The sequence below is a fragment of the Citrobacter sp. RHBSTW-00570 genome (assembly GCF_013739755.1).
In the GTDB taxonomy this organism is placed as follows: Bacteria; Pseudomonadota; Gammaproteobacteria; order Enterobacterales; family Enterobacteriaceae; genus Citrobacter; species Citrobacter braakii.
Genome location: NZ_CP056399.1, coordinates 382860 through 398166 on the forward strand (window position 1 = coordinate 382860; position 15307 = coordinate 398166).

Here is a 15307-nt window from a genome sequence, read left to right on the forward strand (position 1 = left end):
TACAACCAGGAGCTATTTAATGGCAACAGTTAACCAGCTGGTACGCAAACCACGCGCACGCAAAGTTGCAAAGAGCAACGTGCCTGCACTGGAAGCATGCCCGCAGAAACGTGGCGTATGTACTCGTGTATATACTACCACTCCTAAAAAACCAAACTCCGCACTGCGTAAAGTATGCCGTGTGCGTTTGACTAACGGTTTTGAAGTGACTTCCTACATCGGTGGTGAAGGTCACAACCTGCAGGAGCACTCCGTGATCCTGATCCGTGGCGGTCGTGTAAAAGACCTCCCGGGTGTTCGTTACCACACCGTTCGCGGTGCGCTTGACTGCTCCGGCGTTAAAGACCGTAAGCAATCACGCTCCAAGTATGGCGTGAAACGTCCTAAGGCTTAATGGTTCTCCGTTAAGTAAGGCCAAACGTTTTATATTAATGTCAAACTAAACTCGTAGAGTTTTGGACAATCCTGAATTAACAACGGAGTATTCCCATGCCACGTCGTCGCGTCATTGGTCAGCGTAAAATTCTGCCGGATCCTAAGTTCGGATCAGAGCTGCTGGCTAAATTTGTAAATATCCTGATGGTAGATGGTAAAAAATCTACTGCAGAAACCATCGTATACAGCGCGCTGGAGACCCTGGCTCAGCGTTCTGGTAAAGATGGCCTGGAAGCTTTTGAAGTAGCCCTTGAAAACGTGCGTCCGACTGTCGAAGTTAAGTCTCGCCGCGTTGGTGGTTCTACTTATCAGGTTCCAGTTGAAGTCCGTCCGGTTCGCCGTAATGCCCTGGCAATGCGTTGGATCGTTGAAGCTGCTCGTAAACGCGGTGATAAATCCATGGCTCTGCGCCTGGCGAACGAACTTTCTGATGCTGCAGAAAACAAAGGTACTGCAGTTAAGAAACGTGAAGACGTTCACCGTATGGCAGAAGCCAACAAGGCGTTCGCACACTACCGTTGGTAATCCCTTCGGAGTTTTAGTCACCAGGCGGGCGCTTCTAGTAAGCAGCCCGCTTTGGGCTACTTAAATTGAACGCCTAAAAGATAAACGAGGAATCAAATGGCTCGTACAACACCCATCGCGCGCTACCGTAACATCGGTATCAGTGCGCACATCGACGCCGGTAAAACCACTACTACCGAACGTATTCTGTTCTACACCGGTGTAAACCATAAAATCGGTGAAGTTCATGACGGCGCAGCCACCATGGACTGGATGGAACAGGAGCAGGAGCGTGGTATTACTATCACCTCCGCAGCGACTACTGCATTCTGGTCTGGTATGGCTAAGCAGTATGAACCGCATCGCGTAAACATCATCGACACCCCGGGGCACGTTGACTTCACTATCGAAGTAGAACGTTCCATGCGTGTGCTTGATGGTGCAGTAATGGTTTACTGCGCAGTTGGTGGTGTTCAGCCTCAGTCTGAAACCGTATGGCGTCAGGCAAACAAATATAAAGTTCCACGCATTGCGTTCGTTAACAAAATGGACCGTATGGGTGCGAACTTCCTGAAAGTTGTTGGTCAGATCAAAACCCGTCTGGGCGCGAACCCTGTTCCGCTGCAGTTGGCGATTGGCGCTGAAGAAGCGTTCACCGGTGTTGTTGACCTGGTGAAAATGAAAGCCATCAACTGGAACGAAGAAGATGCAGGCGTAACCTTCACTTATGAAGATATCCCGGCTGACATGCAGGAACTGGCTGAAGAATGGCACCAGAACCTGATCGAGTCCGCTGCGGAAGCTTCAGAAGAGCTGATGGAGAAATACCTGGGTGGTGAAGAACTGACTGAAGAAGAGATCAAAAAAGCTCTGCGTCAGCGCGTTCTGAACAACGAAATCATCCTGGTAACCTGTGGTTCTGCGTTCAAGAACAAAGGTGTTCAGGCGATGCTGGATGCGGTAATTGATTACCTGCCATCCCCAGTCGACGTACCTGCGATCAACGGTATTCTGGACGACGGTAAAGATACTCCGGCTGAGCGTCATGCTAGCGATGAAGAGCCGTTTGCTGCACTGGCATTCAAAATCGCTACCGACCCGTTCGTGGGTAACCTGACCTTCTTCCGCGTGTACTCTGGTGTGGTTAACTCCGGTGACACCATCCTGAACTCAGTGAAAACTGCACGCGAGCGTTTTGGCCGTATCGTACAGATGCACGCTAACAAACGTGAAGAGATCAAAGAAGTTCGCGCGGGCGATATCGCTGCTGCTATCGGTCTGAAAGACGTGACCACTGGTGACACTCTGTGTGACCCGGATCACCCGATCATTCTGGAGCGTATGGAATTCCCTGAGCCGGTAATCTCCATCGCGGTAGAACCGAAAACCAAAGCTGACCAGGAAAAAATGGGTCTGGCTCTGGGCCGTCTGGCTAAAGAAGACCCGTCATTCCGCGTTTGGACTGACGAAGAATCTAACCAGACCATTATCGCCGGTATGGGTGAGCTGCACCTCGACATCATCGTTGACCGTATGAAGCGTGAATTCAACGTTGAAGCGAACGTCGGTAAACCTCAGGTTGCTTACCGTGAAGCGATTCGCGCGAAAGTTACCGATATCGAAGGTAAACACGCTAAGCAGTCTGGTGGTCGCGGTCAGTACGGTCATGTTGTTATCGACATGTACCCGCTGGAGCCGGGTTCAAACCCGAAAGGCTACGAGTTCATCAACGACATCAAAGGTGGTGTAATTCCTGGCGAATACATCCCGGCCGTTGATAAAGGCATCCAGGAACAGCTGAAATCTGGCCCGCTGGCTGGTTACCCGGTTGTTGATCTGGGCGTGCGTCTGCACTTCGGTTCTTACCATGACGTTGACTCCTCTGAGCTGGCGTTTAAACTGGCCGCTTCTATCGCCTTCAAAGATGGCTTTAAGAAAGCGAAACCAGTTCTGCTTGAGCCTATCATGAAGGTTGAAGTAGAGACTCCGGAAGAGAACACCGGTGACGTAATCGGTGACTTGAGCCGCCGTCGTGGTATGCTTCGTGGTCAGGAATCCAACGTCACTGGCGTTGTTATCCATGCTGAAGTTCCGCTGTCTGAAATGTTCGGATATGCAACCCAGCTGCGTTCTCTGACCAAAGGCCGTGCTTCTTACTCCATGGAGTTCCTGAAGTACGACGATGCGCCGAACAACGTTGCTCAGGCCGTTATTGAAGCCCGTGGTAAATAAGCCACAGGATTAAAACCTAAGTCCCGTGCTCTCTCCCCAGGGGAGAGCACTATAGTAAGGAATATAGCCGTGTCTAAAGAAAAATTTGAACGTACAAAACCGCACGTTAACGTCGGCACCATCGGCCACGTTGACCACGGTAAAACTACCCTGACCGCTGCAATCACCACCGTACTGGCTAAAACCTACGGCGGTGCTGCTCGTGCATTCGACCAGATCGATAACGCGCCGGAAGAAAAAGCTCGTGGTATCACCATCAACACCTCTCACGTTGAATATGACACCCCGACTCGCCACTACGCACACGTAGACTGCCCGGGCCACGCCGACTATGTTAAAAACATGATCACCGGTGCTGCGCAGATGGACGGCGCGATCCTGGTTGTTGCTGCGACTGACGGCCCGATGCCGCAGACTCGTGAGCACATCCTGCTGGGTCGTCAGGTAGGCGTTCCGTACATCATCGTGTTCCTGAACAAATGCGACATGGTTGATGACGAAGAGCTGCTGGAACTGGTAGAAATGGAAGTTCGTGAACTTCTGTCTCAGTACGATTTCCCGGGCGACGACACTCCGATCGTTCGTGGTTCTGCTCTGAAAGCGCTGGAAGGCGAAGCAGAGTGGGAAGCGAAAATCATCGAACTGGCTGGCTTCCTGGATTCTTACATCCCAGAACCAGAGCGTGCGATTGACAAGCCGTTCCTGCTGCCTATCGAAGACGTATTCTCCATCTCCGGTCGTGGTACCGTTGTTACCGGTCGTGTAGAGCGCGGTATCATCAAAGTTGGTGAAGAAGTTGAAATCGTTGGTATCAAAGAGACTGCTAAGTCTACCTGTACTGGCGTTGAAATGTTCCGCAAACTGCTGGACGAAGGCCGTGCTGGTGAGAACGTTGGTGTTCTGCTGCGTGGTATCAAACGTGAAGAAATCGAACGTGGTCAGGTACTGGCTAAGCCGGGCTCTATCAAGCCGCACACCAAGTTCGAATCTGAAGTGTACATTCTGTCCAAAGATGAAGGCGGCCGTCATACTCCGTTCTTCAAAGGCTACCGTCCGCAGTTCTACTTCCGTACTACTGACGTGACTGGTACCATCGAACTGCCGGAAGGCGTTGAGATGGTAATGCCGGGCGACAACATCAAAATGGTTGTTACCCTGATCCACCCAATCGCGATGGACGACGGTCTGCGTTTCGCAATCCGTGAAGGCGGCCGTACTGTTGGTGCGGGCGTTGTTGCTAAAGTAATGAGCTAATTATTGATTAATTAGCTTTGAGCTTAAAAAGGGCGCTTCGGCGCCCTTTTTGCTGTCCGCGATTTAGCAGTTGTCATATTTATTCGCATTTTTCATTCATTCTCCCGCTGCGTAAATAGCGTTGTGCTATTGTAATCATAACTATTCTCATTTACACTTTGCGCAGAAATTGAACGGGAGCGATCATGTACGTTTGTTTGTGTAATGCGATAAGTGATAAAAAAATACGTCAGGCTGTTCGCCAGTTTCATCCTCAGTCCTTTCAGCAATTGCGTAAATTTATTCCTGTTGGAAATCAATGCGGTAAGTGTATTCGTGCTGCCCGCGAAGTCATGCAGGATGAATTAACGCAAATGCCAGAATTTAAAGAGATCGCCTAAGTCACACTCTTTTTTTTGACATCCCTGTAGCCCCATCTACGCTCTAAGAGTGGAAGCGGAGGGACTATAAAATGAAAGGTGATGTTAAAATCATAAATTATCTCAATAAACTATTGGGAAATGAGCTTGTCGCAATCAACCAGTATTTTCTCCATGCTCGTATGTTCAAAAACTGGGGACTGACTCGCCTCAATGATGTTGAGTACCATGAATCTATCGATGAGATGAAACACGCTGATAAATATATCGAGCGTATTTTATTCTTAGAAGGGCTCCCAAACTTACAGGATCTTGGTAAGTTGGGTATAGGCGAAGACGTTGAAGAGATGCTGCAATCCGATCTTCGACTCGAACTCGATGGGGCTAAAGATTTACGTGAAGCCATTGCCTATGCCGACAGCGTCCATGACTACGTTAGCCGGGATATGATGATCGAAATCCTTGCTGATGAAGAAGGTCACATTGACTGGCTGGAAACGGAGCTGGATCTGCTCCAGAAGATGGGACTCCAGAACTATCTTCAGGCACAGATTCGCGAAGCGTAGACGCAAACTTTGCAGAGCGGCAGGCCTGCCGCTCCTTTCAGTACCCGATAACACCTGAGCTTTGCGCGCTGAAAATCAACCAGCCTGCCAGTCCAAGCCACGGACCGAACGCAATAAGCGGTATCGACGTCCTTCGGGTAAGGCGTAGGATCAGCCACCAGACAATGCCCAGCAACGATGCAGCGAGTAAAATGGGCGGTAGCGCTGGCCATCCACACCAGGCACCCATCGCCGCCAGTAGCTTAGCGTCACCCAGGCCGATGCCCTCTTTTCCCGCGAGTATTTTGCATCCCCACCAGACCAGCCATAGCGTCAGATAGCCAGCGACAGCGCCGTACAGCGCGTCGGGTAACATCTCTCTGTCGTAAACGCTGTGATATAGCAGACCGAGCCAGAGCAGCGGCTGCGTCAGCACATCCGGCAGCAGGTACGTCCGGAGATCAATTTGCGCCAGGGCGAAAATAAACCAGAACAGCGTCATGATGGCAATCGCATCTGATATTGAAGAGACAAACGCGGCGCTAAGCGCAAAAACACAAGAACACGCCAGTTCAGTCAGTAGGTAACGCCATGAAATGGGCTGCGCGCAGTCCTGGCAACGCCCCCGCTGCCACAGCCAACTGAATAGTGGAATAGTGTTACGCACCGATAGCCTGTGCTGGCAGTGCGGACAGTGCGACGGAGGCCTGGCGATATTCCATGTTTCGCTGTGCCGATGCTCAATCATGATCGGCAGTCGATAAACCACTACATTCATAAAGCTGCCGACTATCAGCCCGACAAATGCCATTGCTGCAATATTAATGAGTTCCGTCATTTCCCCACCGGATAGAGTTCAAGGGCTTCCACCGCAATCTCCCCGGCGACCGGGCGGGCGCTAAACGTGAGTTGCGAAACCTGTATTCCCTCATTTTGTAGGGTATTAAGCCACGCAAATAATGGTTCGGTTTTGACAACGGGAAGCGAGATCGCAAAATGATCGGGAGTGGATGTCACAACGCTGATATTCAGACCTGCCTGCTGCGCGCTATGTTGTATCAGTGCCGGATCGGTCTTTGTGCCCGGTCTACTGGCAACTAATCCGCGACGCTGAATCGCCTCATTTACCCACAGGATCTCACTCCTGAGACGATCATTTTCCTGCCTCTGCTGTGCAATAGCGTTATCCAGGGGCTGAACCACGCCGTACCAGAATCCCGCCAGCAGACAGAAAACGGCGAGGAATATCAGACTGCGTTGCTCTCTGCCGTTTTTTTCGCTCCACCAGCTATTCATATTCATTTGCGCTCCTTCAGGGTCAGCCGGACGCTATCTGTCGTCCCTTCTGGCGGTTGAGTCAGGATAAATTCGTCGTTTGTCTGCACCATAAAGCGGCGAAGATGTTCCGGATCGCGAACGTTGAGCGTCAGGGTAAAAAGGCGTTGTTCGAGCCGGTAGTTGACCTCGCGGATGGTAAGCCCCGGCAATGTGCTTAATCGGGTCTGAAGCTGAGTCAGTAACGTCAGCACATCCGGATAGCGATCCCTCGCGGACGATTCGAAGAAATATTTAAAATTGCTGTTGCGGTTATCACCTGGGAAATAGCGGTTCCACAGGGTGGCACCTTCCGCTGAGAGTGCCTGTTTCTGTTGATGAAGCTGCCAGAGCATCACCCCTTTCAGCCCTGAGAAGAGCGCTATTGCCAGGGCAAATGTTGCTATGGCGGCATATTTCAGCAGACGCGGGGTCGGTTGTGTCGGAGGCAAAGGGCGGAAGCTGCCGTGTAATACGTTAATGTCCTGAATATTATCACCATTGCAGGCGCACACCAGCGGTGGCTGCCAGTCAAGGTATTCGACATAAGCGTGAGGCACAGGAAGCGGGCTGGCGCTGATGATTTTCTGCTCTGTATGGCTGGCAAGTAAATGCATGAGCAGTGCCTCACTCAGCACGCCTGTTTTCCACGTGTCGTAACGGATTAACCATCGCTCATCTTGTTTTAGCAGACTCCAGCTATCCGTGACATACGGCAGCCAGAAACCATCCGGAACGATATACGTCAACGTCACGCCAGCTGTGTGGAAAGTCGTCAATAGATCGTTCAGCGTGGTCCTGGCGATCCCGGCGAGATGGAGCGTGTTTTCTTCTCTGGTGAGAACCGTCCAGTGCAGGCTGTCTGTATCACCGACAACGGCGTCCTCCACCAGCCAGCCCAGCGTTTGTTCACTGATTTTGTAGTTTTCCGTCGGTAATTCGACGCGACGAAAACAGAAATAATCAGGTGACAGGAACAGGCAGGCGTTACCGGCATCCGGCAGGTCGGTCAGCGCGTTCGGCTGGAGGTAATCCGCCTGTTCAACAATAACCGGAGGCTGCGCCTCGTTGGGGCAGCACCATTCCAGTTTTCCCGGCAGCGGACGTAGCAGTAATGTGTCTGGCGTCATTTAGTTCCCTTTAATGGTCGCGCGCCACGCTTTTGCGGGCTGTAATAAACAGAGCCTTTCTTTTGGGATCGTATTCCAACTGGCTGATGGTGCTCCCGGCGCTATCGCCCTGTTCGATAGTCGTTTCAAGTCGGAAGTAACGACTGGTCGCCACCGCAATGCTTTTGAATGTGGACTGCGACAGCTTATGAGCTGGATTATCCTTATCGAATGTCTTTAACAGCGTCTCAATGCTGATTTTTCGTCCTTTGCGCGGGGTATCAAAAAAGCGCTCAATCTCGCGTGGCGGGACAGCATTATTGATCATCGCCGCAAGCAACGGTGCATCCCGGCGCGTCAGGGTGTTGATGTTGATTTTTAGCTCATCATCAGGCAGCGCGCAGAGTAGCGGGGAGATTTGCTGGTAAAGAGAAAGCGTCATCCCTTTGATTTGTTTGAGCTCACTGATTGACCAGATACGTCGTCCGCCAATGGTGTGGGGGTCGTTACTTGTTTGGTAATACTCATTTTCGGCACCGGAGGCGCGTGGGATATCGTCGTTATCGATGTAGTCGGCGATAGCATCAACCAGCGCCTCAGCTTGGGCATTGGTGACGCCAACGTTGTCCAGCAGCGCGAGAAAGACGCTCACGCTGGCGGGCGGCTCTTTCATTCGATCGGTCGGGGCGTTAATCAGCGCATTAATGTTGTAACAGGCCTGCTCGTCAGATATCTGCCAGCTAACAACATCGCCGCTGGCGAGCTGAATACGCTGCGGCTGCGCCCAGAGCTGCTCGTGAGTGAGGTATTTCTCATTATCCCGCAGGTCCTGTTCAAGAATACGCATGGCTTGGCTTTCAGCCAGCTCTGCCAGCCAGTTTTGCTGTAGCCGCATCCGGGTGTAGCTGGTGCGTTTGAGGTTGATCTGGTAGCGCACGGTCATTTCGCTGGCCAGCGCCGCCATAATTGCTAGGATCATCAGCACTACCAGCAGCGCCACGCCCTTTTGCCGGGTCATTGCTGTTCTCCTGGCTGGCGGTTCTCTGGCAACAGCGTCAGACGAGTTATCGTGCCGGAATCAGCAAGTTTGAGAGTGACTTCCATCGCGCCAGGAGATGGAATTTTCGCCGTGTCCGTCCACGCTTTCTCTTTACCGTTGTAATAACGCAACGTGAAGGTGTTCACACCATTGAGCATCGGCTGAGTGATGGCCGGGGTTGTATCTTCCGGGTAGCGCCAGAGCGTGCGGTATAAAGTATGATCCTGCAGATACCACTGAACTCGCTGGATATCGGGCGCGCAGCAGGCGCCAGGATAACTGTTACTGCTGGCTGTCGTCAGCATCAGCGTCTCTTTTTCGCCCTGCAATTGGGTTACTGGCACCCGCTGTCGGATATCTTTATCCAGCAAATTGACAGTACGCACGATAGCGGAAAAACGCTGCTGATGCTTTTTGGTCTGCTCGTTACTGTCAATTGTCGTCGTCAGCATCTGCGCCGTCAGCAGGCTGAGCATGGCGAACAGGGCAATAGCCAGTAAAACTTCCAGCAGGGTAAAGCCGCGCTGTTTCTCAGGGCGGGGACACATTTTGCGGTCCTCCTTGCGGCGAGGGGATAAAGCGCTGCAGGCGGATCTGCTGTTTGTCCTCAAGAGCGACGTCTGCTGTCCAGGTGCTGAGGCCAGAAGCATCGGCGGGTGAGACTGTCAACGACCAGGCCCAGCGGCGTTTACCCATTATGCTGCTGCCCGTGGCGGTTTTAGCGGGGCTCTGCCCGGCCAGTTGATAGGTTTTGAGCACATTATCCGCTACCCAACCGGCAAGCACCTGTTCTTCCATTTTTGCGGTGGCGCTAACCTGACCGTGCAGGCTGTTGAGTAGCGCGAGGGAGCAGGTGGCGAAAATGAATATCGCCAGCAGCACTTCCAGAAGCGTCATTCCTGATTGCCTTTGGCTCATCGGCTTTCGCCTCGGGTGAGCACCAGCGGCAGCCCGCCGGTGCTGGCGAGCGTGAACAGCAGCCTGTTATTTTTACGGCTGCGGATGTGTAGCGTAAACGGCGTAATTTCACCGTCCGGGTGAATCAGAATTTGCGGCGTGCCGACGGATTGCCTGGCGAGCGACGCCGGGAACAGAGCCACCTGCCAGTCATTTTCCCACTTGCCCTCGGTCGCCAGGCGATAGAACTGTGTTGGCGTCTGCCAGCGATTGCCAATCGGTGTGACGATGCGCCAGCCTTGTTCGCGGATCTCAATACCGGTACTGCGGTCCTCCATGGTTGACCAGTCAGCGGCATATTCAGTCAGTGCCGCCAGCTGTTCGGCTGCGGTAATCGCTTTCGCGGTATCATTTTGTCGCCCGTAGGTCATCATCACCAGCGAGGCGCCAAGCGCGATAATCGTCAGCACCAGAATGACTTCCAGTAGCGTGAATCCCTTCTGCCTCATTCCGATTATTTCGCTTTACCCAGTTCCCAGTTAGTAATGTCGTCAGCGGTGCCGGGTTCACCGTCCTGACCTGCGGAGAGAATATCGTAATCGCCGTGTTCACCAGGGCTAACCAGCAGATACTCATTACCCCAGGGATCCTGTGGCAGACGCTTGATATATCCCTTCGCGTTGTAATTTTCCGGGATTGGGCTGGCGGTCGGTTTTTCGACCAGCGCCTTTAACCCCTGTGCCGTCAGCGGATAGCGATAGTTATCCAGTTTGTACATATCCAGCGCATTCTCCAGCGCCACGATGTCGCTGACGGCTTTCTGGTGATCGGCTTTGTCTTTATTGCCCATTAAACTGGGGACGACCAGGCTTGCGAGGATGCCCAAAATAACCAGCACCACCATCATCTCCAGCAGCGTAAATCCTCGCTGCTTATGTGCATCACTATTCACGTTTTATCCTTAACTTACCAATGAGTTGAGTTGCAAAATGGGTTGCAGAACCGAGACGATGATGAACAGCACAATCATCGCCATCGTAATAATCAGCGCGGGTTCAAACAGCGCCAGCGTCAGCGCTATGCGGTTTTGTAGCAGTGTTTCCTGCTGGTCGGCGGCGCGCGCCATTAGCTCGCTGAGCTGGCCGCTTTTTTCCCCGGAGGCAATCATGTAGAGCATCATCGGCGGGAATAGATCGCATTTTTCCAGGGCGAGATGAAAGCCTGAACCCTGGCGCACGCGCTCCGCAGCCTGACCCAGCCGCTGACTAATTTCTCGGTTACCGATGCCTTCGGTTGCCAGCGTCATCCCTTCCAGCAGCGGAACGCCGCTGATATTAAGAATGCTCAGGGTGCGCAAATAACGGGCGCAGTGGATAGCGCGCAGCAGGGCGCGACTGAGTTTGAAATCAAGAAGCCAGCGGTCAAGCAGATGCCGTTTGCCGGGGCGGGTGAGCCAGTGGCGAAACAGGAAAAAGGCAATCAGCAGCAATGCGATTACCCACAATCCGTAGTGGCGCATGGCATCGCTGATTGCCAGCAACACGCGCGTGGACATTGGCAGCGCTTCTTTCATATGCAGAAACTGCTCCACGATTTTGGGCACTACGGTGGTGAGCAGGATAGCGACGACGGCGATCGCCACGCTGGTCAGCAGGGAAGGATAAATCAGTGACTGGATGAGTTTACTGCGTGTTGCCTGTCGTAACTCATTGTAGTCAGCCAGCTTTTCCAGTACACAGCCGAGTTGTCCGCTTTTTTCACCGGCTTTCACCAGCGTGCGGTAAACGGTATCGAAGATCCGCGGCCAGGCGGCCAGCGATTCGGAAAGCGTATGTCCGGCGAGGATCCGTTCGCGCAGGTCGCGTAGCACCAGCCCCAGTTTATTATTTTTGTTCTGCCGACCAATAACGAACAGCGCCTCTTCAAGCGGTAGCGAAGCGTTGGCCAGCGTGGCGAGCTGACGGGTGAACAGCGCCAGTTCACTGCCGCTAAGCCGTAAACGAGGCGTTTTTTTTACCGTCCGTAACAGCGAAATGACCTTTTTCTCATTTAACACCAGCGGGTGCAGACCCTGGGCGCGCAGCGCCTCGCGCGCCTCTTTGCTGCTGGCGGCATCCAGCGTTCCACGGTGAGTCGTGCCGCTGTCATCCATTGCCTGCCACTGATATTTCATCGTGTATCCTCTTGGGCAGAGGTGACGCGCATGACTTCCTCAAGCGTGGTCTCGCCTGCCAGCACGCGCAGCAGGCCGTTCTCCCGCAGGCTCCGGCTTTGCTGGCGCAGGCACTGCTCCAGGGCGTGTTCATCGGCGTCGCGATGGATGATGCTGCGCATAGTTTTATCCACCAGCATAATTTCATGAATCGCCAGTCGCCCCTGATAGCCTGTTCCCCGACATTCGCCGCATCCGCAAGCCTGCCAGATTGTCTGAGCGGTGGGATCGAGCGCGTGCAGGAGGGATTTCTGAGAGTCAGGAATGGGAGCATGCACGCGGCAGGCTGGACAGAGGCGACGCACCAGGCGTTGGGCGATAACGCCGCTTAGCGATGATGAGAGCAGGAACGGTTCGACACCCATATCCCGTAATCGGGTAATTACACCGCAGGCGCTGTTAGTGTGCAGGGTGGAAAGCACCAGGTGTCCGGTGAGCGATGCCTGAACCGCTATCTGCGCGGTTTCGGCGTCACGAATTTCGCCGACCATGACGATGTCCGGATCCTGGCGCAGGATGGCGCGCAGTCCCCTGGCGAAAGACATATCCACCCGGCTGTTTACCTGGGTTTGTCCGACGCCTTCCAGCTCGTACTCGATGGGATCTTCGACGGTCAGGATATTACGCTGGGGGGAATTCAGCTCGGCGAGAATTGCATACAGCGTGGTGCTTTTTCCCGACCCCGTCGGGCCGGTGACGAGAATGATGCCGTGCGGCTGCTGTACTAAACCCTTCAGCCGCAGGCTATCCACCGCCGATAGCCCCATATTCTCCAGCGTCAGGCGCAGACTGTTTTTATCCAGCAGACGCAATACAGCTCTTTCGCCGTACTGCGAGGGCAACGTCGAAACGCGGACGTCAATATTTTTGCGTCCAAGGCGCAGGGAAATACGCCCATCCTGCGGCAGTCGTTTTTCGGCAATATCCAGCCGCGCCATGACTTTGATACGTGAAATCAGCAGCGGCGCCAGTTTTTTAGCGGGCTGAAGGACTGGCTTGAGGACACCATCGATACGAAAACGCACCACCAGCGATTTTTCGAAGGTTTCGATATGCACATCCGACGCGCCTTCCCTCACGGCTTCATGAAGAACCGCGTTGATCAGGCGGATAACCGGTGCGTCGTTTTCATCACTGAGCAGATCGGCGTTGTCGGGTAACTCCTCGCTCAGCGCCGTCAGGTCGATCTCCTGATCGATATCCTGGGCAATCTGCCGGGACTCTCCGGCGCCGTGCTGGAAAAGTTGATCCAGGTGGTCGTCAAATTGTGCTGGCGTCAGGCGGCTGAAGCGCTTGCAGGCAACGCTGGCCTCCAGTACGTTTTCCAGCGGCGTGTCGGTGCGGTAGAACAATTCATCCGCCGCGACCGCGATACCAAATTTTTGCCCCTGCGCGTAATTAAGCAGCAGAGGATGCTGGGGAGGAATGCGCGTCCATAAGTCAGTCATGTTGGATCATTCCCGGAAGGGATTGCGCGATGGCTGGCCGTTGGGCGCGTTGGTCGGCACATCGAAATTCAGCTCTTTAAGCATCGGGCGTTCTTCGTCCTTCACGCCGACCAATCCACTGGATTGCTTATCAATACGCTGCTGCTGTAACTCACGAAATCGGGTGTACTTATCCTTTGAGAGCGAACGATAAACCTCGTCGTCGCGAATAATGGTCGGCCTGATAAAGACCATCAAATTACGCTTCGCATTTTCCGTTGAGGTGTAGCGGAATAGCTGTCCGAGAACAGGGATATCGCCCAGCAGCGGTACTTTGGAAACCTGCTCTTTGCTTGAATCATCCAGCAGGCCACCCAGCACCACGGTTTCGCCGCTTTTGACCAGCACGGCATTCTGGATAGTGCGGGTGTTGAACGTTGGGCCGAGATCGCTGGCGTTACCGGAGGCGGTATCGACGCTCGACACCTCCTGCTCGATCTCCATCAGCACCGCGTCGCCTTCGTTGATTTGCGGTGTGACCTTCAGTTTGGTGCCGACGGTTTTACGTTCGACCGTATTAAAGACGTTGTCGCCAGAGGTCGTTTGCGAGCCGGAAAGCACCGGCACATCCTGGCCGACATTAAACGACGCTTCTTTGTTATCCAGCGTCACAATGCTGGGGGTGGCGAGAATATCGTTTTTGTTGTCGGAGGAGATCGCGGTGAGCAGGACGCTCCAGTCCCCCTCAAAGAAGCCCGTCGCCAGGCCGTTAAAACTGCTTAACGCGCTGGCAATAGGGTTGTCGCTGGTCATCGAACCATTTTTATCAAACTGGCGCGCGCCTCTTGAGGCGTCGAAAATCGGCAGCCCCGTTTTGGTAAACTGCTGACCGCCGACTTTGCTGTTGGCCCACTGCACGCCAAGATTCAGGCCGTTGCCATCCTGGACTTCCACAATGATGGCTTCAACCAGTACCTGTGCGCGGCGAATATCCAGACGAGCGATGACTTTTTCCAGCTCCTGCATGGTGCTCTGGTCTGCGGTAATGACCACCGAGTTGGTTTGTTCATCGGCGTTAATCGAGACATCCCGGGAAGGGGTAGCCACGCTCTGCGAAGACGACTGCTTGTCTTCCGTCAGTTTGGTTGACACGCCGGTCAGCACTTCAACGATTTTAGTGGCTTTGGCGTATTTCAAATAGAACACGCGAGTATTGCCCTGCGTGGTCTGTTCGATATCCAGTTTAGCGATTAAAGATTTCATCCGCTGGCGCACATTGTCCGGCCCGCTGATAAGAAGGGCGTTGGTGCGCTTGTCGGCGACAATTTTAGGCAGCAGGATCTGCGTTGGGTTTTCCTTTGACTCTTCGCGAATCAGGCTGTTAATTACGTCAGATAAATCAACTGCCGAGGCGTAGCGCAGTTTGATAAGCTCACGTTCCTGAGTACCGATAACATCGACCCGTTTCACAACCTCAAGGATGCGATTGACTATATTGGCTTTACCGGTGATCAACAGCGCATTAGAAGGATCATAATGTACGACGTTGCCGATGCCGCCGCTGTCCATCATCTGGCGTAATAGCGGAGCCAGATCGCGTACCGGGACATTTTTCAGCGCCACGACACGGGTGATAAATTCATCGCCGACCGCCGGTTGCGACTGTGCCAATACTTTTCCCGGCGCGGTCTTAAGCGTTGCGGAGCGAACAACCTTCAGCAGGCCGTTATCCAGGGTGATAACCAAGTAGCCGTAGATATCGAGAACGCTGAGAAAAAACTGGTAGTATTCCTCCTCGTTGAAACTGTCAAAGCTGCGAACGGAGATTTTTCCCTGGACGGACGGATCGATCAGAATGGTTTTGCCCATTTGCTTACTGACCGAGGTAATAAACTCCCGGAGATCCGCATCCTGGAAGTTTGCCGAATATTGCGCTGACATGGTTTGAAATGGAAAGGCGCAAAACTGTAGCGCCAGTAT

At 53.3% G+C, this 15307-nt stretch carries 17 protein-coding genes; 6 read left to right on the top strand and 11 right to left on the bottom strand.

Features of this window, described 5'->3' with window-relative positions:
* Positions 1-19: 19 nt before the first annotated feature.
* The 6 genes from rpsL (at position 20) to bfr (ending at position 5350) form a co-directional block, all read left to right on the top strand.
* The gene (gene rpsL / locus HV237_RS01765) at positions 20-394 is read left to right on the top strand and encodes a 30S ribosomal protein S12 (protein WP_003023654.1); all 375 of its coding nucleotides are present in this window, start codon (positions 20-22) and stop codon (positions 392-394) included.
* Between the two features lie 95 nt (positions 395-489).
* Positions 490-960, top strand: a complete 471-nt coding sequence (rpsG, locus tag HV237_RS01770) for a 30S ribosomal protein S7 (protein ID WP_016154763.1) — start codon at positions 490-492, stop codon at positions 958-960.
* A gap of 96 nt (positions 961-1056) precedes the next feature.
* Positions 1057-3171 (top strand): elongation factor G, encoded by a 2115-nt coding sequence (gene fusA / locus HV237_RS01775; RefSeq protein ID WP_016154762.1) that lies wholly within the window; start codon positions 1057-1059, stop codon positions 3169-3171.
* Positions 3172-3240: 69 nt separating this feature from the next.
* Positions 3241-4425 (top strand): elongation factor Tu, encoded by a 1185-nt coding sequence (gene tuf, locus HV237_RS01780; protein ID WP_003031109.1) that lies wholly within the window; start codon positions 3241-3243, stop codon positions 4423-4425.
* A gap of 185 nt (positions 4426-4610) precedes the next feature.
* On the top strand, positions 4611-4805 hold the full coding sequence (gene bfd, locus HV237_RS01785) for a bacterioferritin-associated ferredoxin (RefSeq protein ID WP_003031111.1): 195 nt from the start codon (positions 4611-4613) through the stop codon (positions 4803-4805).
* Positions 4806-4876: 71 nt separating this feature from the next.
* On the top strand, positions 4877-5350 hold the full coding sequence (gene bfr, locus HV237_RS01790; protein ID WP_016154761.1) for a bacterioferritin: 474 nt from the start codon (positions 4877-4879) through the stop codon (positions 5348-5350).
* Positions 5351-5387: 37 nt separating this feature from the next.
* Here bfr and HV237_RS01795 read toward each other — a convergent pair whose 3' ends face one another.
* From HV237_RS01795 to gspD, 11 genes are read right to left on the bottom strand one after another with little or no spacing between them, the layout of a single operon-like run.
* Complete coding sequence (locus tag HV237_RS01795) at positions 5388-6167, bottom strand: A24 family peptidase (RefSeq protein ID WP_047358906.1); 780 nt, start codon at positions 6165-6167, stop codon at positions 5388-5390.
* Complete coding sequence (locus HV237_RS01800; protein ID WP_046274617.1) at positions 6164-6631, bottom strand: type II secretion system protein M; 468 nt, start codon at positions 6629-6631, stop codon at positions 6164-6166. The genes HV237_RS01795 and HV237_RS01800 overlap by 4 nt, the downstream gene beginning before the upstream one ends.
* Positions 6628-7773: a type II secretion system protein GspL gene (gene gspL / locus HV237_RS01805; RefSeq protein ID WP_047358907.1), complete on the bottom strand. Its 1146-nt coding sequence runs from the start codon at positions 7771-7773 to the stop codon at positions 6628-6630. Before gspL ends, HV237_RS01800 begins: the two co-directional genes overlap by 4 nt.
* 10 nt (positions 7774-7783) lie before the next feature.
* Complete coding sequence (gene gspK / locus HV237_RS01810; RefSeq protein WP_047358908.1) at positions 7784-8770, bottom strand: type II secretion system minor pseudopilin GspK; 987 nt, start codon at positions 8768-8770, stop codon at positions 7784-7786.
* Positions 8767-9339 carry a type II secretion system minor pseudopilin GspJ gene (gspJ, locus tag HV237_RS01815; RefSeq protein ID WP_047358909.1) on the bottom strand — a complete coding sequence of 191 codons (573 nt, stop codon included), beginning with the start codon at positions 9337-9339 and terminating at the stop codon, positions 8767-8769. The genes gspK and gspJ overlap by 4 nt, the downstream gene beginning before the upstream one ends.
* Complete coding sequence (gspI, locus tag HV237_RS01820) at positions 9323-9709, bottom strand: type II secretion system minor pseudopilin GspI (protein WP_016154755.1); 387 nt, start codon at positions 9707-9709, stop codon at positions 9323-9325. Before gspI ends, gspJ begins: the two co-directional genes overlap by 17 nt.
* Positions 9706-10197, bottom strand: coding sequence for a type II secretion system minor pseudopilin GspH (gene gspH, locus HV237_RS01825; protein ID WP_047358910.1), 492 nt, complete (start codon positions 10195-10197; stop codon positions 9706-9708). The genes gspI and gspH overlap by 4 nt, the downstream gene beginning before the upstream one ends.
* A gap of 5 nt (positions 10198-10202) precedes the next feature.
* On the bottom strand, positions 10203-10595 hold the full coding sequence (gspG, locus tag HV237_RS01830) for a type II secretion system major pseudopilin GspG (RefSeq protein WP_047358922.1): 393 nt from the start codon (positions 10593-10595) through the stop codon (positions 10203-10205).
* Between the two features lie 54 nt (positions 10596-10649).
* Entirely contained in the window at positions 10650-11861 is a 1212-nt protein-coding gene (gene gspF / locus HV237_RS01835) for a type II secretion system inner membrane protein GspF (protein ID WP_047358911.1), read from the bottom strand.
* Entirely contained in the window at positions 11858-13348 is a 1491-nt protein-coding gene (gene gspE, locus HV237_RS01840) for a type II secretion system ATPase GspE (RefSeq protein WP_181541667.1), read from the bottom strand. The genes gspF and gspE overlap by 4 nt, the downstream gene beginning before the upstream one ends.
* Positions 13349-13354: 6 nt before the next feature.
* Positions 13355-15307 carry a type II secretion system secretin GspD gene (gene gspD / locus HV237_RS01845; protein ID WP_240489690.1) on the bottom strand — a complete coding sequence of 651 codons (1953 nt, stop codon included), beginning with the start codon at positions 15305-15307 and terminating at the stop codon, positions 13355-13357.

Bases quoted from the DNA above. Each gene is read 5' to 3' on its own strand.
- HV237_RS01800 (WP_046274617.1), bottom strand. From the start codon at position 6,631: ATGAATATGAATAGCTGGTGGAGCGAAAAAAACGGCAGAGAGCAACGC.
- gspL (WP_047358907.1), bottom strand. From the start codon at position 7,773: ATGACGCCAGACACATTACTGCTACGTCCGCTGCCGGGAAAACTGGAA.
- gspI (WP_016154755.1), bottom strand. From the start codon at position 9,709: ATGAGCCAAAGGCAATCAGGAATGACGCTTCTGGAAGTGCTGCTGGCG.
- gspJ (WP_047358909.1), bottom strand. From the start codon at position 9,339: ATGTGTCCCCGCCCTGAGAAACAGCGCGGCTTTACCCTGCTGGAAGTT.
- HV237_RS01795 (WP_047358906.1), bottom strand. From the start codon at position 6,167: ATGACGGAACTCATTAATATTGCAGCAATGGCATTTGTCGGGCTGATA.
- gspK (WP_047358908.1), bottom strand. From the start codon at position 8,770: ATGACCCGGCAAAAGGGCGTGGCGCTGCTGGTAGTGCTGATGATCCTA.
- bfd (WP_003031111.1), top strand. From the start codon at position 4,611: ATGTACGTTTGTTTGTGTAATGCGATAAGTGATAAAAAAATACGTCAG.
- gspH (WP_047358910.1), bottom strand. From the start codon at position 10,197: ATGAGGCAGAAGGGATTCACGCTACTGGAAGTCATTCTGGTGCTGACG.
- rpsG (WP_016154763.1), top strand. From the start codon at position 490: ATGCCACGTCGTCGCGTCATTGGTCAGCGTAAAATTCTGCCGGATCCT.
- bfr (WP_016154761.1), top strand. From the start codon at position 4,877: ATGAAAGGTGATGTTAAAATCATAAATTATCTCAATAAACTATTGGGA.
- gspE (WP_181541667.1), bottom strand. From the start codon at position 13,348: ATGACTGACTTATGGACGCGCATTCCTCCCCAGCATCCTCTGCTGCTT.
- rpsL (WP_003023654.1), top strand. From the start codon at position 20: ATGGCAACAGTTAACCAGCTGGTACGCAAACCACGCGCACGCAAAGTT.
- fusA (WP_016154762.1), top strand. From the start codon at position 1,057: ATGGCTCGTACAACACCCATCGCGCGCTACCGTAACATCGGTATCAGT.
- gspF (WP_047358911.1), bottom strand. From the start codon at position 11,861: ATGAAATATCAGTGGCAGGCAATGGATGACAGCGGCACGACTCACCGT.
- gspG (WP_047358922.1), bottom strand. From the start codon at position 10,595: ATGATGGTGGTGCTGGTTATTTTGGGCATCCTCGCAAGCCTGGTCGTC.